This window comes from Mesorhizobium sp. C432A, from assembly GCF_030323145.1.
Taxonomy (GTDB): Bacteria; Pseudomonadota; Alphaproteobacteria; order Rhizobiales; family Rhizobiaceae; genus Mesorhizobium.
Map to the genome: position 1 here is coordinate 5,967,879 of NZ_CP100470.1, position 21,894 is coordinate 5,989,772.

The window sequence follows — 21,894 nt, forward strand, 5'->3', positions numbered from 1 at the left end:
TCGTGCCCGACGCGCCCCGGGGAAGGCCGCTGGTGCCCGCGACAGATCCTTCCAAGGTGCGGGTCTGGAACGGCCCAAAAATTCTCTCGAGCTCCCGGAACATCGGTCCGCCCCTGTGGTTCGACAAGCAGCGGCACAGTCGATCCAACCAGGCATCGGCCCGCTTAGGACAGGCGCGAGGTCCCTATCCACAGATCTTGCGAAAATAGGAGCAAGCTATGCGAGCGTTGGTCTGGCACGGCAAGGAAGACATACGCTGCGATCAGGTTTCGGACCCGGAAATTGAGGATGAACGTGACGCGATCATCAAGGTGACGAGTTGTGCCATATGCGGCTCCGACCTTCACCTCTACCACAACTATGTGCCAGCCATGCTGCCCGGCGACATCATGGGCCACGAGATGATGGGAGAGGTCGTCGAGGTCGGCAAGGGCGTCAACGGCGCTCTGAAGGAGGGAGACCGCATCGTCGTGCCGTTCACCATAATCTGCGGTGAGTGCGACCAGTGCAAGCGACAGAACTTTTCGGTTTGCGAACGCACAAACCGCAAGAAGAATCTCGGTGACAAGGTGTTCGGGCACACTACCGCGGGTCTGTTCGGCTACACTCATTTGACCGGCGGCTATCCCGGGGGACAGGCGGAATACATGCGTGTGCCGTTCGCCGATGCCACGCACGTAAAGGTGCCTGACAACCTTACCGACGAGCAGGTTCTCTTCCTCGGCGATATTTTTCCTACCGGCTGGCAGGCGGCGGCACAGTGCGACATTGAGCCCACCGATACGGTTGCGGTGTGGGGCTGTGGCCCAGTCGGGCAGATGGCCATACGCAGCGCCCTGCTGCTCGGCGCGAAACAGGTGGTGGCGATCGATTGCCTGCCGGAGCGGCTTTCCATGGCCGCGGCCGGCGGCGCCATCGCCATCAATTTCGCCGAGGAAAGTGTCGTCGAACGACTGCGGGAACTCACCGGCGGAAAGGGCCCGGAGAAGTGCATCGATTGCGTCGGCATGGAAAGCCACGTCTCGCTGGCCCAGCCCGATACCGTCTACGATCGCGCAAAGCAGTTGATGCTGATGGAAAATGATCGACCGCACGTTCTGCGTGAGATGATCTATGTCTGCCGGCCGGCCGGCGTGATCTCGATCCCCGGCGTCTACAGCGGGCTGGTCGACAAGATTCCGATGGGACAGGCAATGAACAAGGGGCTCACCTTCCGAATGGGGCAGACCCATGTCAACCGTTGGACCGAGGATCTGTTGCGCCGCATCGAAGATGGCCAGATCGACCCATCCTTCGTCATCACGCATACCGTGGGGCTCGAGCAGGGACCCGAGATGTACAAGGTGTTTCGCGACAAGCAGGACAGCTGCATCAAGGTTGTACTGAAACCGTAGGGAAATCGTCATGAACGTGATTGCCAAACTTACCAACATCACCCGATCGGCTGGCGATCCCAAAGTGCTGAAGACTGGGCAGAGTGCGGTCGCGGCCTCCGATGGCCTTGCCCGCAAGCTCGGCTGGTTCAGCATCGCGCTCGGCGTCGCCGAGCTGGTTGGCGCCGAGCGGATTGCCGGCGCGCTCGGCATGCGCGGCAAGGAAGATCTGATCCGCGCTTATGGGGCGCGGGAAATAAGCAGCGGCATACTCTCGCTTTCAGTGGACAAGCAAGCGGGGCTGTGGAGCCGGGTGGCCGGCGACGGCCTGGATATCGCGACATTGCTGACAGCGTATCGGCCTGGCAACCCAAAGCGCGATAATGTAGGCCTTGCGCTTGCCATGGTCGCCGGCATCACATTGCTCGACATCATCGGTGCGAAAAGCGTGACCGCGCGCCACTCTCGGAGCGGGACCAAGCCACGCGACTACAGCGATCGAAGCGGCTTTCCCGGAGGCACTGCCGCAGCCCGCGACCGTGCCCGCTCGCAGCGCAGCCAGGAGGCCGGCGCAGCCTGATAGAGATTGCCGAACCCCTGGCGCCATGCGACCTGGACAGGTGGCATCTCGTCAGGCCCTAACGCCAGAGGTGGTAGCTCTCGGCGAGCCGAGTTTGCTGGAACAGAGTGGACCGTCGCGCGGCCGTTCTCGCCGTCTCCTGGGTCACCGCCGCGCATGGGTTGTGTGGCCGGTGCGTTAAAGGCACGAAGCAAGCAGCGATCCGACCGGCGTCGAGCCTTCCATGTCTCTTGCCTTGGCAAGGTTCCGGCGATCCTCAGGCCGAGCCGCGTTCGGGAAGCTCGGTCTCTTCCGCCACCCCTTTCCGCAGGTCTCGGCGCAAGCGTTCCGCATCGTCGGAATTATTATCGTCGTCTGTCCGCTCGAGTTCGCGATCGATTGTCTCGCGCGACCCCTCTGCCGGATCCTGTTGCGGAGATGTGTTCGGGCCGGTTTCGATCTTGCCGTCGCCGGGAACGGTGCGGTCGCGAGACTTCGTCATCTTCAGCTTCCCTTTCATCTGTCATCTGCCTCGGCATCTCCGATGGCATGAATTTTGGCCGCTTCCTGCCGAACCGGATCGTCGACGCTTTGTTCCGGGAAAGCCCCCGCAGGTTCGTGCTGGTCGGCCCGGGGCATTGGTCGATGCCCATGCCGGGAAGCATCCTATGCCAACGAGGTCGGCGGCAGCCTCATCGATGTCGTTATCAACATGTGGGCTGTTTCGGCCCGGACACGCGAGCACGCCAGGCTCGCGGCGAGTTTTCGAACCGAAGCAGATGCGCAACGTAACAACTGGATGTATACGGAAAAGGCTGCCTCATCCACATCGCGCTTCGGGAGGGCCGGCGGCATGCTCGCCTGGGCGGTCCGGCAGCTGGTAGCGAACTGGTCATAGGCCTTTGCAAAGCCGCGTCGATGAAGCGGGTGCGGTAGCGCTGGTCGGTGTAGCGTCGAGGCATCTGTCAATCGGAGACAAGCGCGACCGCTTTTGGGACTTCACTGTTTTTTCCACCGGGACTCGACATCTCACTATCATAGTTGATTGTGGCTGCCGGTGACCCCGCGTAATGGATAGCCATTCCAACTCTCCAACAGGAAAACGGTATGTTGTATCCGGGTCGGTTTTTGGGGCCAAGCGAGATTGAGATGCTCGCCCAGGTTTGTCACACGGTCTGCAAAGAGCGCGCCCTACCTCTTGCTTCGCAGAACGGAGAGCGCATAGCTGCGCATATACTCAGGCTGTTTATGAACGGCTTGATTGAGCAGAATGAACTGCTCGATGCCGAGAGGAACTGGGCTCTTCGGCTTGACCGTTCGGTCCAGCAGACGATGTCACCTACGCGCACATGAGAGGCCGCGGGACCCAGTTTGGTAGTCGGAAAGCCGCCAAGGCCGGTTGGGAACAAACCTGACATTTGAGCGTTTGTAGAGCCCTTTCACCGGGCAACTCACCGAAATGCTTCTTGCCGTGAATGATGCGATGTCGACGGCCGTTTTGGCGGGCAGGAGCGCCAATGCGGAAGTATTCGGTGTGGTCGACCTCACCAACAAGGCTGAGGTCGACATCGGCATCACCAGCTTGGGAAGAGCCATCCAGTTCGTGGCCAACGCCTCGGTGCTTGGATATGACATTCGCGGCGCCATGGTCTTCTATGGCGCGCCCGGCACCCGGAGCCTAAGGGCGAGAGAGTGCGAGCGCTTGTGGGCGCAGTTTGGCGGCGCGCTTCTACAGCCGTAGCTCTATCAGGACGTTCGCCCCACCCGTTCATGGGCGCACGGAGCTAGGCGCTACCCAGCCGCAGCGGGAATCTCTCGGTGCTAGGTCGCACTAAGCAGCTTTTCGGTGATGGGTTGTGTGCGTCAAGTTCTGCAAAATGGGCGATCATGAAACTGGTCATGCGGCTTGGCGTAGAGCGAGCTTCTTGTGCTCGCGCAGATCATCCATGTTGATATAGCGGTTGGCCTCCATCCAGTTTTCGTTGGTTTCGACGGCCAGCGCCCTGACCAGGCGCAGGCAGCTTTCGGCGTTCGGGAAGATGCGCACGACATAGGTGCGCCGGCGGATTTCCTCGTTGAGCCGTTCAAGCATGTTGGTGGACTTGAGGTGCTTGTGATGCTGACGCGGCAGCCGGAAGAAAGTCAGCGTCTGTTCTATGGCTTCTTCCGCCCAGGTGGTCAGCCGCGGGTAGCGGGCGGACCATTTGGACAGCCACGCGGCGAGATCGGCCTTGGCCTCGGCGAGATCGCGCCGGTCGTAGAGCCAGCGCAGTTCCTGCAGACAATCGTCGCCGTGCTTCCTGGGCAGGTGATCGAGCGCGTTCCTGAGGAAGTGGACGTAGCAGCGCTGCCATGCTGCTTCCGGGATCACCTCGCCGATCGCCGCGACCAGGCCGGCATGGTCGTCGGACACGGCCAGTTCGACGCCCTTGAGACCGCGTCGTTTCAAGCCGACGAGGAAGTCCTTCCAGGCCGAGCGGCTCTCGCGATTGGCCATCTCCACGGCCAGGATCTGCCGGCGCCCGTCCCAGTCGATGCCGACCGCGATCAGCACCGCCTGGCTCATCACGATGCCGGCTTCGCGCACTTTCTCGTAGCGGGCATCGAGAATGAGGTAGGGGAATGGCTCCTGAAGCGGTCGTTCGGCAAACGCCTTCAGGCTCTCGTCCAAGCGCTTGTTGATGGCCGAGATCGACGAAGCCGAGAACGCATGACCGCACAGCTCTTCCGTGATCGCCTTGACCTTGCGGGTCGACACGCCCTGCACATACATCTCCGCAAGCGTCGCCACCAAGGCCCGCTCGGAACGCTGGTAGCGCTCGAACAGCTCGGTGGAGAAGTGACCCGCCCGGTCCTGTGGAACCCGCAGCTCAAGCTTGCCCACCCGGGTGACCAGGGTGCGGCCGTAGTAACCCGAGCGATACCCAAGGCGCTCAGGCGTGCGTTCGCCCTTCGAAGCACCCAGCGCCTCCTCCATCTCGGCCTCGAGAACCTCCTGCATTACCGCACGGATCACTTCGTGCAGCCCCTCCGGGTTCGAAAGCAGAATGTCTTTGACGGCAGCGCTGGTCGATTTACCTTCTGTCTTGGTCATGGTGGCGTTCCTTCCAGGAATCGGTGACGTTGAACATCACCAGCCTGCCATGACCGCCCTCTCTCAGCGAATTTGCAGAACTCTCAGCACACTACCCGGTGATGGGCTTTGAGGGGTTGAGCCAGCGTGAGAACGCCCGCCCGCATACCTGCCGCTACCTGCTTTCATGTGACTGGGCGGGGCTATTGGGGAGCCGGGTTGACCACTGGGCCCTTAGCCGAGGGAAGCACAGTACGGCAACCTCGCTCCTTTGCTGGCTAACATCCTTCCGCTCTCAGGGACCGGACCATGCGCATAACAACAGGGTCATACGGCTTCTTTTCGGATTTCCGATAATTCATTGTGAAAAGCGCGGCACGCTGGTTGCAGACCATAATTGCACGGACGTAGCGAATCTCGCCATTCTTGACCCCGGAGTAGCTGGCCCATTTCGGGGCTAGGCGCCGATAGGTCAGTCGCCAACCGGCCTTTTCGTCCTCGATCATGCGATGTTCGATCTCGGCGCGAAAACTTGCTTTGCCCAGTCGCGCGCCCCAAACGACCAGAAACGCGTCTCTTGGGCCCTGAAAAGCCGCGCCCTGCTCCGAATTCTGGGTCAGGACGAAATTCGGAGGAATATCGAAACTAAAGCCAAGCTGTCGGACGCCGAAGGGCTGCCACGCCTCGGCCTGAAGCAACGTGGTCCAAAAGAGAAAAACTGTAAGTCCCAGCAGTAGGCGTCGCATTGCTCTGATTTAGCGCTGGCTAACATCGTGTCCAGACGGACAGAGGTCCGTGACATAAAAAATATGCATCATGGCCGCGCAGCATATGGGCGTGGGATTCGCGATTGACGGCGTGCGGTCGAAACGGCTTCCGTCCCACGAAAGGAGAGGACGCAGAGGGAATTGGTGCGTCGGTATGATCGACTGGCAGAAAATTGGCGAGGCCGAATGTCCAACGTTCATTGCCCGCAAAAATGGGCGCCGGCTTCCTCTTGTGCCTAGGGAAGAAGAGCCGAAATTATTCCCTGACGAAGACCCTGATCTACCTCAGACGGGGGCATGCCCTGTAACTTCGCCGTGACCTGATCCCCTTCGGGGAACAATCAGATCGAGCTCCAGTTTGGCCTTCCAAGCGAAAGCACTGATGGAGCATGCCATGAGATTTCCACACAGCACGACGGCCGCCACCGCCGTTTTCATTGCCCTGACCTCCCCCGCGCTCGCCCAGACAAGCGGAACACCATCACCCTCGACACCTGCACCCGCTCCGGCAACCGAACCGCCGGCCGCCGGACAGTTGCCGGATGCGACCGGACAAGCGGATGCACCAACACGCGAAATGATCCGCCAGATGGTTGAGCAAGCTGTCCGGGAGAGAATGCAGCAGGATCGCGGTTCCGAAGAAGGTTTCCGCGAGGAAGATAGTCGCAACTATCAAGGCGATCGCAACGAGGGTGCTGACCGCCACGATGAAGATGGCGGCCGTTGGCAGAACCACGGTGGCCGCGATCGTGGACACAGAATGGCTGGACGCTGGCATCATCAGCTGATGCGCGGTGCCGGCATGCGACTGATGTTCGGGCTGTTGGACACCGATGGCGACGGATCGGTGTCCGAGGACGAGGTTCAACGCGCGGTGGGCAGGATGTTCAGTAGCATTGACGAGAATGGTGACGGCAAGATCGATGCGGACGAGATCCAGTCCTTCATGCATGGCTCCAGCATGCATGGCACTGATAGCGAGGACACGCCGTAGCTGCCTTCAAAGTGAATGCCCTCCCTCGGACAAAGCGGGCGAGCGCCTGGCGGTCGAATTCGAAGCGGTGTCTCTTGGCTGTTAGGCGCGGCGGCCCTAACAGCACCCTCCAGCCTTGCGCTATTCCCGCGGTCCCGGAGACGCCGGCCGTGACAAAAAAACGGCTGCGCAGTGCTGATCAAGGAACGATCGAAGCCGACCAACGCAGGGTCACTCGGGCGCCCGGTCCTCCTCGCAATTCGACATGATTAGTCATCCTTTGCCTTGGGGTTTCACGCTGCCGAACGCAATGCTTCAGCGGATGTTCCGAATTTGGCCATCAGTCTTATGGGATAGGACTTGCGTCTGATGGCGGTTGGAAGAAGCCCGAACGGCGGAACACGCAGCCGGACGCCGAATTGGAAACCGACCGTCGATCGAAGTCCCTTGTCGCCGGTTGATATTCCGCCATCTCACTGTCGAGAGGGTGGCGGGATCGCCTTCCGAGGAGCGAGCGCATATGAGGTAATAGATATTTGGCAGATGTACTCACGGCCATCCTGCTCGCTTCTTTTGTCTGCGCATGTTCATTCTTTTCGGGAAACCCCATCTCTCCAACAACACGCAACACCGCGTTGCTACCCATGATGATGCGATGACAACTGCATCAACAAGCAAGGCGTCTTCGCCTAAGGTGCGATTGCCGGGGGCTTTCGACTTGAACGTCGTCCAACGGGTCCCGGTGGTCAGGCGGTGGCGTTCAGCAGGAGCTAGGTAGACTCATCGCGAAAATCCCGCAGCGAGGCATGTCGCAAGTCCTCCTCGCCGCGTGCGGAGACCGAGCGCGGAAACCGCCTGGTTCGTTGTAACAGGCATGCGAAGATGAGTGTCGGCGCATGGACGCGGAAAAACCCGCCAGCGTGAGCCAGCGGGCCTTGTGATGGGATGGCCCGCGCGTGCGGTCAAGGCTGCGCGGGCCGACCATGATGAATGAGGGGACATCTTGGTCACCGGCACGACCGATGAAGAACGAGCCGGGTGTGACAAAACACCCTTGGAGCGAGGATGTTCCCGTCCGCACAAAAAAGCCCGCCGGCGTGAGCCGGCGGGCAGCCGCTATTTTGCCGTCAAGCGGACAGACCGCTTGCGGCCCACCCACTGCAGCATTTTCCACTTTGAGCCGAAATCATTCTCAACTATGGTTCGCCAGGCTTAAGGCATGGGGATTGCCGATGGTTTTATCACGCAGGGGTGTCGTGCTCGGCGGTCTGGCGCTGGTCGCGGTCGGTGGAACCGGCAATATTGTTCAAGCCGCGGGGGCAAAATCCTTTTTCGCCGGTACCGCCAGCGATAACGATTTCGTCTATCGCAAGACCAACTTCGCCAAGATCGACAAGAGATGGCATCGCCAGATCGTCAAGTATTTCAGCAGCGAGCCGGTCGGCACCGTCGTGGTTGATACCCGCCACCACTTCCTCTACCTCATCATGGAAAACAAGACTGCCATCCGCTACGGCGTCGGCGTCGGCAAGGAAGGCTTCAAATGGTACGGCCGCGCGACGATCGATCGCCGCGCGCTGTGGCCGCAATGGGTCCCGCCCCCCGAAATGCGTGAGCGCAAACCGGACTTACCGCCCATGATCGCAGGCGGCGCGTCCAACAATCCGCTCGGGCCGCGCGCGCTCTATCTGTACCGCGACGGCGCCGACATCGGCTACCGCCTGCATGGCACGCTGGAGCCATGGAGCATCGGCACCGACGCTTCCAGCGGCTGCATCCGCATGTTCCCCGAAGACATCATCGACCTCTACCAGCGGTGCCCGATCGGCACCGCGGTGGAGGTCCTGCCGCACATCGCCGACCAGGCGCCCGCTTCCACCACTGTCGAATGATTGGCGCATCATGAACCGCATGATTGAAAACACGCGCCGGCTGCTCGCCGCCGGCCTGCTGGTTGTGGCCACATCCTGCTCGACCAGCAACACGCTGGCCCCGTCGACGCCCGACGTCACCAACGCCGAGATTGCCGGCTTCCAGAACGTGCAGCCGGGCAGCGAGGAGGATTTTATCCTCAATGTCGGCCGCCGCACCTACTTCACGAAAGGTTCGGCCGCGCTCGATTCTGTCGCCAAGGCCACCCTCGACACCCAGATCGCCTGGTTGACAAAGCATCCGCGCTGGCTGCTCAAGCTGCAGGGTTTCGCCGACGATCCCGGCGCAAGCGAAACGGCGCTGTCACAGCAGCGCGCCGATGCGGTGATGGACTACCTCGCCGCCGGCGGCATAGACCGGAACCGCATGTGGGCCAAGGGCTACGGCAAGGACAGGCTGGTCCGCGACTGCCCCGACTCCGCCTGCAGGTCGCAGAACCGCCGCGTTGTGTCTAATTTGCGCGATGAGAGGGACGAGTCGTAGAGGCTGCTGTTTTGCTGGTCGCCAAATCAGTCTCACAACGCGACGGCGGCATGGCTGCAATGCGCCTATCGGGGACATTCACCCAGCGTTTGCCCCTCCCCGAAAGCTGACGCTCCGGTTGAACCCGGAGTGAAGTCAGCTTCCCGTCTACCAACCTCCGGTTCAGGGTCTGGTGGGAGGCTTCGGCATCCGCCTCGACCAGTTTGCGGACGTGGCGGTTGTCCGCGATCCTGATCGCGCATGAGCCTCGCCACATGTCGGTGTGCTACCGGGAGTGGGCGCCGTGGAGCTGGCAGGTACGCTCGCTCAAAGCATCGGCCGTCCACCGGTGACCTCGTAGAGTGCGCCGGTGGTGTAGCTCGATCCTTCCGAGGCAAGCAGCACATAGGTCGCTGCAAGCTCTGCCGGTTGCCCGGGACGCTTGAGCGGTGTGTTCTTCCCGAACTCCTTGACCTTCTCAGAGGGCATTGTCGACGGGATCAGCGGCGTCCAAATCGGCCCGGGAGCGACCGCGTTTACCCGAATGCCGCGTTCAGCTACCAGTCCTGCAAGTCCGGCGGTGAAGTTGGCGATCGCTCCTTTGGTAGTGGCGTAGGCAAGCAGTGCCGGCGAGGGACTGGTCGCGTTGATCGAGGATGTGTTGATGATGGTCGAGCCGGGTTCCATGTGCTTCACTGCTTCCTGGGACAGATAGAACATCGCATAGACATTGGTGCGAAAGGTGAGATCCCATTCCTCCGCGCTGATGTCCTCCAGCTTCTCGAACGACGCCTGGTGGGCTGCATTGTTGACGAGGATGTCCAGGCGCCCGCATTCATCGATAGCTCGCTGCACAAGCGACCGCGCGAAGATTTCGTCCGAGATGTCGCCGCGTGCGAGCACCGCCTTGCGCCCCGCTTCCTCGACCAAGCGCGCCGTCTCCTGCGCATCTTCGTCCTCTTCAAGGTAGGAGATGATGACGTCGGCGCCTTCGCGTGCAAACGCGATCGCCACCGCCCGGCCGATGCCCGAGTCCGCGCCGGTGATCAGCGCGACGCGGTCCGTCAGCTTACCGCTGCCGCGATAGCTCTCCTCTCCGTGGTCGGGCCGTGGATCCATCTCGTCGGTATAGCCGGGCATGTCCTGCTGCTGTTCGGGAAGCGGCGGCTGAGGATATTTCTGCTGGGCATCCTGCATGTCAGCTCCTTTTTTGGCTGGAGTTGCGGTTGTGTCGATCCGGTTCCGTGATCGGTCCCTTGGCGGCTTTCGAGCCACCGCCCCATTCCTCGGCCTTGCACGCTTGGTCGCCGCCCATGAGGTCCGGCGAACTGCGATTTGCGGTGCCGCTGTCGGTCTTGTTCAACTCGTGCTCCTTCTTGCGTGTGGTCAGTCTTTGTCGCCGGCGGTAATCATCGACCTAAGCGGCTCTTGCGCCACATTCGCCTCGATTTCCGCGCGTCCGGGGGTATCCGGTAGCGCCTTGCGGAAATTTCTCGCATAATCCGGTGGCATCTTCGGTGGCATCATCGGTTCGTACGGATCGACCACGGCCTCGATGACCACCGGACCCTCAGCAGCCAGGGCAGCGTCGAGAACGCCTTCCACCTCCTCGGCGCGAGAGACGCTGTAGCCAATGCCGCCCATGGCTTCGGCGGCCATGGCGAAGTCGATGGGCTGGAGTTCGCAGGCGAATTGCGGGTTGCCGAGAAACATCATCTGCTCCCAGGCGATCTGATTGAGCATGCCGTTCTTGAGCACGAGCACCTTGAGTGGGACCCGGTACCGAACTGCCGTCGAGAACTCTCCGAGCTGCATCGCGAGACCGCCGTCGCCGACGACCGCGAAGACCGGCCGGCCGGGAAAGGCCAGGCCCGCGGCGATCGCGTAGGGCAGTCCGCATGCCATCGAGGCCAGCGCGCCCGAGACGCCGAAGGCCTGCCCGTCACGCAGTTCGATATGGCGGGCCGCCATCTCGGTGTTCTGGCCGGAATCGGCAACCAGGATCGCCTCATCGGGCAATCGTTTCCCAAATGCGCGTGTGACCACCTGGGGCTTGAGCGAAGTGGCGGCCTTTTGCTCCGACTGCGCCATCATCTCGCGCCAGCGTCGCATGCCCGCCTGCGCCTTCTCGAGGAAGCTGCGATCATCCTTGCGCTTCAGGCGCTTGTTCAGCAATCGCAGCGTCACGGCGGCATCGCCGGCAAGGCCGGCCTCAATGGGATAGCGCAGGCCGATGCGCTGCGGGTCGCGCTCGATCTGCACCCCGCGCGCCTGTCCCGGCTTCGGGTAGTATTCGATGTAGGGAAAGGTCGAGCCGACGACGAGCAGCGCGTCACATTCCTCCATGATTTCCTGCGACGGCAGCGTGCCGAGAATTCCGATGCCGCCAGTCGTCAGCGGGTCATCGTCGGGCAAGGCAGCCTTACCGAGCAAGGCCTTTGCGACGGGGGCACCAAGCAGCTCCGCCGTCTCTTCCAACTCGTGCCTGGCACCAAGCGCGCCCCGACCGGCGAGGATCGCGACCTTCGTCGCCCCGTTCAGGATCTCGGCGGCTTTCGCAAGTTGTTCTTCGTCGGGAAGCCTGCTTCCTTCGAACCAACGATCCGGCGTATGCGACGGTTTGTTGCGCTTCGAGCGCTTGGCTTGGTAGAGCGTGTGCTCCTGCACATCGCTGGCGATCGACAGATGCGCAACGCCGCGACGTGCCAGCGCCGACCTGCAGGCGAGACCGGCCAGGCTTTCCATATGCGCCGCGTCGGAGACCTGCGCGTTGAAGACGGCGACATCGCTGAAGACGCGCGTCAAGTCGACATCCTGCTGGGTGAAGGTCTCGATGAGGTCGTGGAACTGCATGCCGGTAATGGCGAGCACCGGCGCTTGGTCGAGCTTGGCATCGTAGAGTCCAGTCAGGAGGTGTGTGCCGCCAGGGCCGGAAGTTGCGAGGCAGACACCGAGCTTGCCTGTCCATTTTGAGTAGGCGCACGCCATGAACGCCGCGGATTCCTCGTGCCGCACCTGAATGAAGCGGATGCGGTCCTGCCGCTTGCGCAGCGCCTCCATGATGCCATTGATGCCGTCGCCCGGCAGGCCAAAGATGATATCGACGTTCCAGTCGATCAGCGTCTCGATGAGGATGTCCGCGGCGGTCGGCATGTCTCAGTCCTTACCGCGATGCGGATCCCGCCGCCTGGCTGCTCTTGTTCGCGGTCTTGTCAGTCTTACGCTGGTCTTTGTTGCCGCCGCGATTGCCGCCATGCAACTCGTCGGAAGATTGAGCGGTCTTGCCGTCTTCCAAATTAGTGGCCATGCGCAAAGCTCCCTACATCCGGCCTGCCTAACCAGAAAGTCGGTGAGATGTTCCGTGCCCGAAGGCAAGGCCGCCTAGTCAGGTGCCGAAGGCAAACGTGTCAGTACCACCCGATGAGGCGCTGTTCGGCAGTCAGCGGCTGAACAGGCGAGGTGCGATCGAACAGACGAAGGCATCGAACTGCTGCGAGGCCGAGGATTGCATGTAGTGGCCGAGGCTGTCTGATCGCCAAAAGCTCTCGCGGCAGAGCTGGCCGATGTTCAGGTCGCGTCTTCGCAGGTCCCTATAGCCAGAGCGCAACGCCGCCCGGACCGTCCCCATAGGCGAACTCCTCGCACCCCTCGTCGACGATTTCTCGCGCGGGATTCCGCCTCAGTGGCGAAAGGACTCGTTCGTCGCGCACACCGCGGCGGGCGATGTGCGCCTCGACCATGCGGTGCCTGGCGTGCCGGTAGTCTGGGATGGCTCCTCGATAGCCTTAAAAAGACGGCAGGCTTAGTCGTCCTGCCTGCGCTTGTGGTGCTCGCTCTCCTGGTTTTCGCCGCGGATCATCTGGCGATCGTCCTTGTCGGTCAATTCCACGCCCTCGTCGCGTAGATTGGCGCCGTCTTGCCGCGCCTCGCGCTCCTGCTTGGATGTCTTCAGCTCATCCTCGGCATTGAAATCGTCGCCGGCATTGCTGGAGTTCTCGCGCTTTTCGATGATGCGCAGCTGCTGCTCGTGGGTCTTCCGGCCGGCCATGGCAAGGTGCCTCCTACTTGTTCGTGCGTCCGGTCTGGTCAGGGTTGATGCCGCCCTGAGGCGTGACGTCGTTCTCGACATCGCCTTCGAACGTATTGTCCCCATCGAGAGCATCGCTCTCGTCGAGCATATCGCCGCCCTTGACCGCGCCCTTCGAGGTGCCGATTCCCGGGTTGTCTCGCAGATCCTTGTCCGTGGGCTGTTTAGTCTTGGGGTGTTGGTTGGTCATGGAATTTCTCAGCGCTGGTTGAGCTTGGACGAAAGACGGTCCTGGCGCTGTCCAACTTCAACGTGGAGAAAATGTTCCGGAACATATTCGCTTGTCAGGTGCGCGTAAGCGGCCAGGCGGCCGCCGTCTCGGCTAGCGAAACTCCAAGCATGCCACATTACATCCCATTCCGAGGCGAATTGGCAGGCTAAAGTGAAAATCGAGACGGTCGAAAGCTTGCAAGGAGTGGGTGCTCTGTTCCGGTGGCGATCTCGGTTGCAAGCAGTTCGCCGGCAATCAAGCCAAGTGTTGCGCCGCTGTGGCTGAAGGCGACGTAATACCCCTCGATCTCCCGCAACTGGCCGAAGACCGGCTCGCCGTCTCCGGGGATCGGCTTGGGCCCGACACCGTAGCTCTCCAATTCCAATTTCGGATGACCGTCGAGAACATTCGACGCTTCGTCGAGAAGCCCCTGGATGGTCGATGCTTTTACGCGATAAGTCCCGTCCGGATTGACTACCACCTCTTTTTCCGACCAGGCAGAATCGAGCGCGAGGGCGCCATCAGGCGTCGGCCGGATGGCGACGCGCGGCGTGTTGAGCACGGCGCGTAGAGGCAAGTCGACTGGCTTGGTGCTGACCAGCAGCGCGATCGGTGTCCCATCGGCAATACGCTGACCGGCCACGGCAACCATTCGCGGCACATCCGCACCGGTCGCCAGAAGCACCGCGTTGGCGGCGAAGCTGATCCCGCTGGTGGTGGTGACGCCGGTGGCGCGGCCGTTGGCGACGGTGACGGTAGCGCTTCCGGCCTCGGTGACCACCTGGCCGCCCCGCTCCACGAATTCCGCGATCAATATTTCGATCAGCGACGGCAGGTCGACCCAGCCCTCGCCCGGGTTGAAGATCGCGCCTTGAGGCGTGACAGCGCTTGCGCAGACACCCGGCGCGACCAACCTTATGGCGTCCGCGGACAGATGCTGCGCATCATAGCCGAGACGTTTTTCGTGAGCGAAGACATCGGCGATCTCGTTTGAGGCATCGTCCGCATCCCACGTCAGGCCACCGTCGAAACGCAGCCAGGCGGCATCCGGGCATCGCGCCGACAAACTGCGGTAGCGGTCGATACCGATCATGCGCAGGCGATGATATTCAGCCGAGCGCCTGCGCGCCGAATTGATCCAGGCGAGCGAGCGGCCGGAAGCTCCCTTGGCGAGCGGTCCATCATTGACCAGCACGGTCTCGATGCCGAGCCTTGCAAGATGAACGGCCGAGGAGACGCCAAAAATGCCGCCGCCGACGACAACGACCTTGGAAACCTGATGTGATGCAGCCATGAGATATCTTTCACTGGTGGAGGTTGGTTTGGGCGGCCGTCTTGAAGGGCTCATGCGTGATCAAAGCACTTCGGCAAGGAAGTGCTTCAGACGCGGGCTTTTCGGCGTGTCGAAAATCGCGGCAGGCGTGCCGGCCTCGATGATGCGGCCTTCATCCATGAAGACGACCTGATCGGCGACCTTGCGGGCGAAGCCCATTTCATGCGTCACCACGACCATTGTCATGCCGCGCCGGCCGAGATCCGCCATGAGGTTGAGCACACCCTTCACCAGTTCTGGATCGAGTGCGCTCGTTACCTCATCGAACAAGATGACCTCCGGGTCCATCGCCAATGCACGAGCGATTGCCACACGCTGCTGCTGGCCACCGGAAAGGCTCCCTGGACGATGGTGTTTGCGGGTCGCAAGCCCGACGTCGGCAAGGCGCGCCTCGGCGATGCGCTCAGCTTCCTGTACAGGGAGCCCCTTTACCTTGGTCAGCGACAGCATGACGTTTTCGAGCGCGGTGTGGTCGGGAAACAGATTGAACTGCTGGAAAACCATGCCGACACGCCGGCGCAGTTTTTCAGGCTTCATCGCCAGGATGCTCGCACCATCGAGCAACACCTCACCGCCCTTGGGCTCGACCAGGCGGTTGAGGCAGCGCAGCAGGGTCGACTTGCCCGAACCTGATGGGCCGATCACGCATGTGACCGTGCCAGGCTTGACTGCCAGGCTGACGCCTTTGAGAACATCGAGGTCGCCATAGGCCATGTCGAGATCGGTAATGGCGAGACTGCCGCCCTTGAAGCGGGGCAGCGCTGAGCGGGCATCAGAGCCGGCCTCCGAAAGTGCACTGCCGGTGGCGCCCTCCAGTTCGCTCACTTCGGCCAGGCCGCTGATGACGAGGCCTGCCTTTTGCTTTCCGACCCGCAGCGAGTTGTCGATGTAGTTGACCACATGGGTCAACGGCACGGTGATGACGAGATAGAACACGCCGGCCAGAAGCAATGGCGAGAGATTTCCGGTGACCACTGCCTGGTCCTGACCGACACGGAAGATCTCGCGCTCCGAGGCGAGCAGACCGAGGAAGTAGACAAGGCTTGAATCCTTGACGTTGCCGATGAACTGGTTGACGAGGGCCGGCAAGACGCGGCGGATGCCTTGCGGGATCACGATCAGGCGCATGCCTTGGCCGTAGCTCATGCTGAGCGCCCTGCAGGCCTCCATCTGCCCGCGCTCGACGCTCTGGATGCCCGAGCGGAAGATTTCGCCGATATAGGCGCCGGCGATCAGGCTCAGCGCAAGAATGCCGAGCGGAAAGGGCGAAGGGCCGAAGATTTCACGGCCGATGCGGGCAAAGCCCTGGCCTATCAGCAGGATGGTGACGATCGCCGGCAGCCCACGGAATATATCCGTGTAGACCCGCGCCGGAATGCGCAGCCAGCGCGATTGCGAGATGCCCATGACCGCCAGGATCATGCCGAGGATGACACCCAGCACCGTCGACGCGGCGGCGAGGATCAACGTGTTCTTCAATCCGATGGTGATCATGCTGGGCAGCACGTCCGCCATGGCCTGCCAGTCGAGGAAACTGCGCCGCAGGTTTTCGAGCCAGTTCATTCGCCCCCCTTTCGGTTGCGCTATTCACATCGTCCGCATCAAGGACGGCGGCGTAATCCGGCCGCCGGCATGAGAGCCAGCGGCCGGGTACGGTCTACTTCTTGGGAAGATACTGGTCGGGCATCGGCGAGCCGGGGAACCACTTTTCATAAAGCGTTTTCCAGGTGCCGTCCTGCATGGCCGCGTGAAGGGCGGTGTTCAGCGCATTGCGGAGCTTGTCGTTGCCCTTGCGCAGGACGAAGCCGGCCGGCGCGTCAAAGGAAGGAATATTGACCGCGATCTTCAGGTTCGGATAGCGAACGCCATAGTCCTTGGCAGCCTCGTAATCGAGGAAGTGGGCATCCACGGTTCCGTTGTTAAGCGCCGAAACGGCGGAGTTGTTGTCGGGGAATTTGACGAGATCGGTTCCGACAAAATTCTTCGCCGCGTAGATTTCCTGGAGCGTGCCTTGCACGACGCCGAGACGTTTGCCCTTGAGCCCGTCCGCCGACGTGATCGCCTTGTCGGCAGTAAGCACGGACAGATAGCCTGCGATATACCCGTCGGAAAAGTCGACGGTCTTCTTGCGTGCTTCCGTCGTGCCGATTGCCGCGACCGCGACATCGAAACGCTCGTTTGCAACCGAAGGCATCAGCGCCGAGAATTCCTGGCCGGTGAAGATCACCTGGTGGGGCTTGAAGCCAAGGCGGCTCGCGACGTTGCGGAACAATTCGATGTCGAAGCCGGTGAACGACCCATCGGCCTGGGTGAAAGCGTAGGGTTTGGCATCGCCCATGGTTCCGACGCTGATGACCTTCGCATCAATGAGGCCATAGGGATTGTCATCCGCGGCGGCCGCTCCTGAAACCAGCCCGGCGCCGACGCACATCGCCATAAGAGCCATTGCGCCGGTTCTGACCGGGCACATCAACGACTTGAGAATTTCTTTCCTGCTCATGTCTTTCTCCACTCTGAAGGTCTGTTCTTCTTGGTATTTCCGTCGAGCCGCCATCTGGCGCGCCGACATGCCCTTGCCGAAATCACGGTCCGTCATGCCTCTCGGCTCCACTCCTTTTAAAGAGACCGGTCTCATATTGCGTGAGACCGGTCTCTTTGTTAATCGTTATCGCCACGTTGACCTCCCGTCAACAACTCTTGTAGTCGTCATCCGATGAAAAGAACCGCCCCCAAGACCCCGTCGATAACGGTCAGCGACGTCGCCCGCGCGGCCAACGTTTCGAAAGCGACAGCCGCGCGCGTGCTCGGCGGATACGGCGTCGTCAGCGACATGATCCGCGCGGAAGTCATGGCCGCGGCCAAGGCCTTGGACTATCGTGCGAACGAGCTCGCCCGCAGCATGACGACCGGCCGCTCCGGCATCATCGGCGTGGTTGTCGGTGACATCGAGAACCCGTTCTTCAGCCTCGCGGTACGCGGCATCAGCGACGCGGCAAAGGCAGCCGGGTTCAACGTCATCCTGGCCAATTCCGGCGAGAAGATCGAGGCGGAAAAGGCGGCCGTGAAACTGCTCATCGGCAAGCGCGTCGACGGGCTGATCGTCACGCCGTCGGAATCGCGCGACATCGCGCACCTGCGCGATATCCACCGCTCGGGCCGACCGCTTGCCCTGCTGGATAGGGCGCTGGCAGATCTGGATGTCGATACGGTCACGACCGACGATCGCGGCATCGCCATGCTGGCGACCCGCTTTCTAGCCGATGCCGGCCACCGCAACATCGCCTATGTGACCGCGGTCGACGCCGAAGGGCACGAGTACCGCGATCTCGGGCAGATCTACACCTCGTCGGTCCGTGAGCGCATCGACGGTTTCCTCACCGTGTGCCGAGAGGCCGGACTTGATCGGCCAGAACGCTTTGTTCGCCTTGGCGCGACAAGCCCCACCGAAACGCGCAGGGTTGCCGGCGAGATGCTGTCGGCGCCGGATCGGCCGACGGCGATCCTCGCCTCCGACAGCGTCATTGCGCTGGAGATCTTCAAGGTGACCCGCGAGCGCGGCCTGCGGGTTCCCGACGACATTTCGCTCATCACTTTCCATGATGCGGACTGGACGAGCGTCACCACGCCGCCCATCACCGTTATCGACCAGCCCGTCTACGCGCTTGGCAAGAGCGTCGCGGAATTGCTCATCCGGCGATTGAAGGGAGATTCCCGCCCGGCGGAAAAGCTCATTTTGCCGACCGCCATCATTGCACGCGGATCCGTTGGCCCGCCCTCGAATGGAAAGCCGCAAGTGCGCCAAGCATAGGTGTGACGGCGATACGGCCCACATGAATACGTTACAACAAGGTCGACGCACTCCGCTTTAAGAATGTACGTCGATCAACCCAGCAAGCACCCTGATCGCAATGCCGCGTCCACCGTCATCGGGACGGCACGTGCCGGCTCATGGTTTGAAGAGCGTGACGATGAGCCAGATGCCCGGCTACTTCTTGGGCCTGCCTGGCTTCAGGGCTGCCAGAAGATTGGTGATCCTGCCCGCCTTTCGGTTGCGGATCTCGGCCTCGTTCTTGCGGCGGACCGCGGCGCGGACAAGCCTGGCGCCGAGATAACGCAAAGGCTCGGGCGGCAGCGACATGCGCCGCTCGATGCCGACCAGACCACTTTCGCTCCAGCGATCCTTTCGCTCGAGCACCAGGCTCGCCAGAATGCGTCCGGCTATCGGCGTCTGCGCGATGCCGGTGCCGTTAAATCCCATGCCGTAGAAGATATTGGGATGATCGCGCAGGTGGTCGAAGACAGGAACGTGTTCAGGCACGCAGTCGATCGGCCCCGACCAGTCATATTTGATCGCCACACCGCGCAGCGAGGGGTAGACCCGATGCAGCTCTCGCATATTGTCGCGACCGTGCTCCGGGCTGCGGTTGAAGCTGGCGCCGAAATTTCCACTGAAGGCGACGTTGCCGCTGCCACGACCGAAGACCACCCTGCCCCCGATGGTGCGCTGGTAGTAGAGCACCTGGGCCTGGGAATCGCAGATCGAGGCACCGTCGCGCCAACCGATGCTGTCGAGCAGTTCGGGAACGGCGGCAGTGGCAATCACCTCGCTGCCGACGACATAAAGATGTCGCCGCAGTTCCGGCAGCGCGGAAAGCCAGGCGTTGGCGGCAAGCACGATTTTGTCAGCCCGTACCGCGCCATGCGCCGTGCGCACCGTGCATGTCATGCCGGGTTCGATGGCGAGGACCGGGCTGCGCTCATGGATGATGACGCCGCGTGCCAGTGCCAGCTTGCGCAATCCGATGGCAAGTTTGGCGGGATGGACCGTGCCGGCAGTGGTCTCGACGACGCCGACATAGGAGGCCGATGAACCGGTGCGGCGTTGAATGTCCTCGGCTTTCAGCGGGCTGAAACGGTTTTCTCCAACAACCGCCGTCAAGGCCACGGCGGTCTCCCAGGCGCCTTCCTGCGCAATGGAGCTTGCTGTCCACAACCATCCGTCCAGCCTCAGGTCCATGTCTATGGTGCCGTTTTGCTGCAGCGTCTTCAGCTCCGCGATCGATGCCACCGTGTCGGCGCACAGCAGGCGCGCTTCCTCGAGACCGACGACCGCACTGATCTGGTCGATTTCGGCGAACCATGAATGGACCTGACCGCCGTTGCGCCCCGAGGCCCCCGATCCGCACAGATCGGCTTCAAGGATCACCACCCGTGTTTGCGGCGCAAGTTCAAGGATCCGCAGCGCCGTCCACAGACCGGTATAGCCGCCACCGACGATCACCACGTCGGCGCGCTCGTCGCCTCGCAATGGCTCGGTCGCAGGGGCGGCGGCAATGTCCTGCAGCCAAAACGACCGGTCAGATGCAAGCGCGACCGCAGGCTGCCGCAAACGAATTGTACTCACGCTTGGGCTCCCTGCGCATCGACAATGAAGCTGGCATATTTGGCTGGCAGCCAATCGGGTATCGGACGCGGTCTCTGGGGAAACCCGCCAAGATGGGTGCAGGTCTGCGCCGCCGCGATCGACGCCCTGTGCAATGCCTCCAGGGCGCCGAGGCCGCCGAAATGGAAGCCGGCGAGGAAAGTGGCAATGAAACTGTCGCCGGCGCCACACGTATCCACGACATCGACAAGCGTCGCCGGCGCATGCACGACATTCGTGCCATCGTCGAAGTAGGAGCCGCGTCGACCACAGGTCAAAACTACCTGCCTTGCGCCGGCCGCCCTGAGCGCGCCCAGCGATGGCTCGATGGGAACATCGACATCGTCCGGTCCGGACGCAAACAAAAGCGGGACACCGTCGAGCGGCAGCGCCATATGGGCGGTCGATAGATCGATGCTGAACGGCACATGGTCCGTCACCAATCGTTGAACAAGGTGCTTGTTGGCGTTGGTGCCGAGATGCACCCAGTCAGCCGCGGCGATGACCGCATAATGCGCGGGCGCCGGCATGTAGTTTTCGCCCACACCGAAGGATTCGTGCAGGAACTTCCGGTCGCCGGATTCATCGCGCAGCAAGGTGACGGCCGTATCGCCGGGACGCCGTTCGACGTCGTCCGGAGATAGGCCGGCACCTTGCAGTTCGGCAAGCACCACGTCGCCTTCGGGATCGTTCCCGACGGCGCCGAAATAGCGCGCGGACCAGCCGTTGCGCCGCCATTGCGCCGCGACATTCAAGGCATTGCCGCCCACCGTCATCAAGTTGTTGGTCAAATAGGCATCAAGGCAATTGTCCCCGACCGCGATAAGCTTTTTCGACCTCATGCCGGCACCGTTGCGCGATCGATATACGGCGCGATGGCGCCAAGGCAGCGTGTCCAGGCTTTTACCGGATCGAGCGCGTAGGAGCCGTTGCCGAACGGCTCGAAGGTGAACTTACCGGCATAGCCGAGGCGCGCGAGTTCGCTGACATAGTGGTCGAGCGGCAGCGTGCCCTCCCCCCACACCAGATGCCCGCCTGGCGTGCCGTCGACCAGATGAACATGCGCCAGCCGCGAGCCGAACAGGTCGACATAGCCGGCCACGGTGTCGCCGGCCGTGGCCATGGCGACAGTGTCGAGCACGATATCGATATTGCCGGCGCCCACCTCATCCAGCATTTGGCGCAGGCCTGCCGCATTATTGACGAGGTTGCTCTCGAACCGCTGCAACGGCTCGAGCAGGCAGCGCACCCCGTTTGCGGCGGCGCGCCGGGCGATCTCGCCGATCGAACCGACCGCGCGGTCCCATGCCGGTTGCCGGGGTTCGCTCTCGTAGCCCCGGCCGGGCGTCAGGAAGAGATAGCGGGCGCCAAGCGCCGCGCAGATGTCGGCTGCACGCCAAAACCGCTCGATGCTGTCCTGGCGCAGTGCGGCGTCGCCGGAGGCAATGTTGATTGGATACAACACCTGCTCAGGCGTAAAGCACCAGGCCGACAGCTCGTTGTCGGCGAGTACCCGGCGAACGGATTCGACACGTGCGTCCGTGGCGTGGAACAGGTCCAGATGCTGGGCAATCCCCCACAGCTCGATCTCGCGCAGGCCAAAGCCTCGGATCGTCCTGGCGACCTCATCGAAGGGGAAGTGCTGGAAGCTGAAATTGGCTCCGATCAGCTGATGAGCAGCGAGCTGCGGCATGAAGGCTCC

General features: G+C 62.0%; 23 protein-coding genes. 7 read left to right on the forward strand and 16 right to left on the reverse strand.

Features of this window, described 5'->3' with window-relative positions; translation table 11 throughout:
• Positions 1 to 218: 218 nt before the first annotated feature.
• Together NLY33_RS29245 and NLY33_RS29250 are read left to right on the forward strand one after the other, a co-directional pair.
• Complete coding sequence (locus NLY33_RS29245; RefSeq protein ID WP_023704688.1) at positions 219 to 1,394, forward strand: zinc-dependent alcohol dehydrogenase; 1,176 nt, start codon at positions 219 to 221, stop codon at positions 1,392 to 1,394.
• A gap of 10 nt (positions 1,395 to 1,404) precedes the next feature.
• On the forward strand, positions 1,405 to 1,953 hold the full coding sequence (locus tag NLY33_RS29250; protein ID WP_023704687.1) for a hypothetical protein: 549 nt from the start codon (positions 1,405 to 1,407) through the stop codon (positions 1,951 to 1,953).
• Positions 1,954 to 2,209: 256 nt separating this feature from the next.
• Here the strand turns inward: NLY33_RS29250 and NLY33_RS29255 are convergent, their stop codons facing one another.
• Entirely contained in the window at positions 2,210 to 2,434 is a 225-nt protein-coding gene (locus tag NLY33_RS29255) for a hypothetical protein (protein ID WP_156932581.1), read from the reverse strand.
• A gap of 981 nt (positions 2,435 to 3,415) precedes the next feature.
• Between NLY33_RS29255 and NLY33_RS29260 the strand changes: the two genes are divergently transcribed.
• On the forward strand, positions 3,416 to 3,673 hold the full coding sequence (locus NLY33_RS29260) for a hypothetical protein (protein ID WP_245261076.1): 258 nt from the start codon (positions 3,416 to 3,418) through the stop codon (positions 3,671 to 3,673).
• A 156-nt stretch (positions 3,674 to 3,829) separates the two neighbouring features.
• Here the strand turns inward: NLY33_RS29260 and NLY33_RS29265 are convergent, their stop codons facing one another.
• The gene (locus tag NLY33_RS29265; protein WP_023700062.1) at positions 3,830 to 5,026 is read right to left on the reverse strand and encodes an IS256 family transposase; all 1,197 of its coding nucleotides are present in this window, start codon (positions 5,024 to 5,026) and stop codon (positions 3,830 to 3,832) included.
• A 257-nt stretch (positions 5,027 to 5,283) separates the two neighbouring features.
• Entirely contained in the window at positions 5,284 to 5,703 is a 420-nt protein-coding gene (locus tag NLY33_RS29270) for a hypothetical protein (protein WP_245261240.1), read from the reverse strand.
• Between the two features lie 451 nt (positions 5,704 to 6,154).
• On the opposite strand from NLY33_RS29270, the gene NLY33_RS29275 reads away from it, so the two are divergent.
• The 3 genes from NLY33_RS29275 (at position 6,155) to NLY33_RS29285 (ending at position 9,160) form a co-directional block, all read left to right on the forward strand.
• Positions 6,155 to 6,766: an EF-hand domain-containing protein gene (locus tag NLY33_RS29275; RefSeq protein WP_245261241.1), complete on the forward strand. Its 612-nt coding sequence runs from the start codon at positions 6,155 to 6,157 to the stop codon at positions 6,764 to 6,766.
• A gap of 1,211 nt (positions 6,767 to 7,977) precedes the next feature.
• Complete coding sequence (locus NLY33_RS29280) at positions 7,978 to 8,637, forward strand: L,D-transpeptidase (RefSeq protein ID WP_023748784.1); 660 nt, start codon at positions 7,978 to 7,980, stop codon at positions 8,635 to 8,637.
• A gap of 10 nt (positions 8,638 to 8,647) precedes the next feature.
• Complete coding sequence (locus NLY33_RS29285) at positions 8,648 to 9,160, forward strand: OmpA family protein (RefSeq protein WP_023667764.1); 513 nt, start codon at positions 8,648 to 8,650, stop codon at positions 9,158 to 9,160.
• Positions 9,161 to 9,466: 306 nt separating this feature from the next.
• On the opposite strand, the gene NLY33_RS29290 is transcribed toward NLY33_RS29285, so the two are convergent.
• The 10 genes from NLY33_RS29290 to NLY33_RS29335 all read right to left on the reverse strand — a co-directional run bounded on the left by NLY33_RS29290 (position 9,467) and on the right by NLY33_RS29335 (position 17,270).
• Positions 9,467 to 10,336 carry an SDR family oxidoreductase gene (locus NLY33_RS29290; RefSeq protein WP_023707232.1) on the reverse strand — a complete coding sequence of 290 codons (870 nt, stop codon included), beginning with the start codon at positions 10,334 to 10,336 and terminating at the stop codon, positions 9,467 to 9,469.
• A gap of 1 nt (position 10,337) precedes the next feature.
• On the reverse strand, positions 10,338 to 10,502 hold the full coding sequence (locus tag NLY33_RS29295; RefSeq protein ID WP_023695159.1) for a hypothetical protein: 165 nt from the start codon (positions 10,500 to 10,502) through the stop codon (positions 10,338 to 10,340).
• 23 nt (positions 10,503 to 10,525) lie between these two features.
• A complete protein-coding gene (locus NLY33_RS29300; RefSeq protein ID WP_023707233.1) occupies positions 10,526 to 12,292 on the reverse strand; it encodes a thiamine pyrophosphate-dependent enzyme in 1,767 nt (588 codons plus the stop codon).
• A gap of 10 nt (positions 12,293 to 12,302) precedes the next feature.
• Entirely contained in the window at positions 12,303 to 12,446 is a 144-nt protein-coding gene (locus NLY33_RS29305) for a hypothetical protein (protein WP_023686882.1), read from the reverse strand.
• Between the two features lie 132 nt (positions 12,447 to 12,578).
• The gene (locus NLY33_RS29310; RefSeq protein WP_023707234.1) at positions 12,579 to 12,767 is read right to left on the reverse strand and encodes a hypothetical protein; all 189 of its coding nucleotides are present in this window, start codon (positions 12,765 to 12,767) and stop codon (positions 12,579 to 12,581) included.
• 174 nt (positions 12,768 to 12,941) lie between these two features.
• Positions 12,942 to 13,187, reverse strand: a complete 246-nt coding sequence (locus tag NLY33_RS29315) for a hypothetical protein (RefSeq protein ID WP_023707235.1) — start codon at positions 13,185 to 13,187, stop codon at positions 12,942 to 12,944.
• A gap of 13 nt (positions 13,188 to 13,200) precedes the next feature.
• The gene (locus NLY33_RS29320; RefSeq protein WP_023686879.1) at positions 13,201 to 13,416 is read right to left on the reverse strand and encodes a hypothetical protein; all 216 of its coding nucleotides are present in this window, start codon (positions 13,414 to 13,416) and stop codon (positions 13,201 to 13,203) included.
• Between the two features lie 187 nt (positions 13,417 to 13,603).
• A complete protein-coding gene (locus NLY33_RS29325) occupies positions 13,604 to 14,731 on the reverse strand; it encodes an NAD(P)/FAD-dependent oxidoreductase (protein ID WP_023707236.1) in 1,128 nt (375 codons plus the stop codon).
• A 60-nt stretch (positions 14,732 to 14,791) separates the two neighbouring features.
• Positions 14,792 to 16,333: an amino acid ABC transporter permease/ATP-binding protein gene (locus NLY33_RS29330; RefSeq protein ID WP_023695154.1), complete on the reverse strand. Its 1,542-nt coding sequence runs from the start codon at positions 16,331 to 16,333 to the stop codon at positions 14,792 to 14,794.
• Positions 16,334 to 16,427: 94 nt separating this feature from the next.
• Positions 16,428 to 17,270 carry an ABC transporter substrate-binding protein gene (locus tag NLY33_RS29335; protein WP_023818616.1) on the reverse strand — a complete coding sequence of 281 codons (843 nt, stop codon included), beginning with the start codon at positions 17,268 to 17,270 and terminating at the stop codon, positions 16,428 to 16,430.
• 213 nt (positions 17,271 to 17,483) lie between these two features.
• On the opposite strand from NLY33_RS29335, the gene NLY33_RS29340 reads away from it, so the two are divergent.
• The gene (locus NLY33_RS29340) at positions 17,484 to 18,578 is read left to right on the forward strand and encodes a LacI family DNA-binding transcriptional regulator (RefSeq protein WP_023707239.1); all 1,095 of its coding nucleotides are present in this window, start codon (positions 17,484 to 17,486) and stop codon (positions 18,576 to 18,578) included.
• A gap of 177 nt (positions 18,579 to 18,755) precedes the next feature.
• On the opposite strand, the gene NLY33_RS29345 is transcribed toward NLY33_RS29340, so the two are convergent.
• The 3 genes from NLY33_RS29345 to NLY33_RS29355 are packed head-to-tail and all read right to left on the reverse strand — an operon-like array spanning position 18,756 to position 21,885.
• Entirely contained in the window at positions 18,756 to 20,228 is a 1,473-nt protein-coding gene (locus tag NLY33_RS29345; RefSeq protein ID WP_245262872.1) for an NAD(P)/FAD-dependent oxidoreductase, read from the reverse strand.
• Complete coding sequence (locus NLY33_RS29350) at positions 20,171 to 21,034, reverse strand: PfkB family carbohydrate kinase (protein ID WP_023686873.1); 864 nt, start codon at positions 21,032 to 21,034, stop codon at positions 20,171 to 20,173. Before NLY33_RS29350 ends, NLY33_RS29345 begins: the two co-directional genes overlap by 58 nt.
• Entirely contained in the window at positions 21,031 to 21,885 is an 855-nt protein-coding gene (locus NLY33_RS29355) for a sugar phosphate isomerase/epimerase family protein (RefSeq protein ID WP_023686872.1), read from the reverse strand. The genes NLY33_RS29350 and NLY33_RS29355 overlap by 4 nt, the downstream gene beginning before the upstream one ends.
• Positions 21,886 to 21,894: the final 9 nt, after the last annotated feature.

Bases quoted from the DNA above. Each gene is read 5' to 3' on its own strand.
- NLY33_RS29265 (WP_023700062.1), bottom strand. From the start codon at position 5,026: ATGACCAAGACAGAAGGTAAATCGACCAGCGCTGCCGTCAAAGACATT.
- NLY33_RS29320 (WP_023686879.1), bottom strand. From the start codon at position 13,416: ATGACCAACCAACACCCCAAGACTAAACAGCCCACGGACAAGGATCTG.
- NLY33_RS29335 (WP_023818616.1), bottom strand. From the start codon at position 17,270: ATGAGCAGGAAAGAAATTCTCAAGTCGTTGATGTGCCCGGTCAGAACC.
- NLY33_RS29300 (WP_023707233.1), bottom strand. From the start codon at position 12,292: ATGCCGACCGCCGCGGACATCCTCATCGAGACGCTGATCGACTGGAAC.
- NLY33_RS29325 (WP_023707236.1), bottom strand. From the start codon at position 14,731: ATGGCTGCATCACATCAGGTTTCCAAGGTCGTTGTCGTCGGCGGCGGC.
- NLY33_RS29310 (WP_023707234.1), bottom strand. From the start codon at position 12,767: ATGGGGACGGTCCGGGCGGCGTTGCGCTCTGGCTATAGGGACCTGCGA.
- NLY33_RS29350 (WP_023686873.1), bottom strand. From the start codon at position 21,034: ATGAGGTCGAAAAAGCTTATCGCGGTCGGGGACAATTGCCTTGATGCC.
- NLY33_RS29355 (WP_023686872.1), bottom strand. From the start codon at position 21,885: ATGCCGCAGCTCGCTGCTCATCAGCTGATCGGAGCCAATTTCAGCTTC.
- NLY33_RS29275 (WP_245261241.1), top strand. From the start codon at position 6,155: ATGGAGCATGCCATGAGATTTCCACACAGCACGACGGCCGCCACCGCC.
- NLY33_RS29285 (WP_023667764.1), top strand. From the start codon at position 8,648: ATGAACCGCATGATTGAAAACACGCGCCGGCTGCTCGCCGCCGGCCTG.
- NLY33_RS29330 (WP_023695154.1), bottom strand. From the start codon at position 16,333: ATGAACTGGCTCGAAAACCTGCGGCGCAGTTTCCTCGACTGGCAGGCC.
- NLY33_RS29305 (WP_023686882.1), bottom strand. From the start codon at position 12,446: ATGGCCACTAATTTGGAAGACGGCAAGACCGCTCAATCTTCCGACGAG.
- NLY33_RS29255 (WP_156932581.1), bottom strand. From the start codon at position 2,434: ATGACGAAGTCTCGCGACCGCACCGTTCCCGGCGACGGCAAGATCGAA.
- NLY33_RS29340 (WP_023707239.1), top strand. From the start codon at position 17,484: ATGAAAAGAACCGCCCCCAAGACCCCGTCGATAACGGTCAGCGACGTC.
- NLY33_RS29260 (WP_245261076.1), top strand. From the start codon at position 3,416: ATGTCGACGGCCGTTTTGGCGGGCAGGAGCGCCAATGCGGAAGTATTC.
- NLY33_RS29280 (WP_023748784.1), top strand. From the start codon at position 7,978: ATGGTTTTATCACGCAGGGGTGTCGTGCTCGGCGGTCTGGCGCTGGTC.
- NLY33_RS29315 (WP_023707235.1), bottom strand. From the start codon at position 13,187: ATGGCCGGCCGGAAGACCCACGAGCAGCAGCTGCGCATCATCGAAAAG.
- NLY33_RS29290 (WP_023707232.1), bottom strand. From the start codon at position 10,336: ATGCAGGATGCCCAGCAGAAATATCCTCAGCCGCCGCTTCCCGAACAG.
- NLY33_RS29250 (WP_023704687.1), top strand. From the start codon at position 1,405: ATGAACGTGATTGCCAAACTTACCAACATCACCCGATCGGCTGGCGAT.
- NLY33_RS29245 (WP_023704688.1), top strand. From the start codon at position 219: ATGCGAGCGTTGGTCTGGCACGGCAAGGAAGACATACGCTGCGATCAG.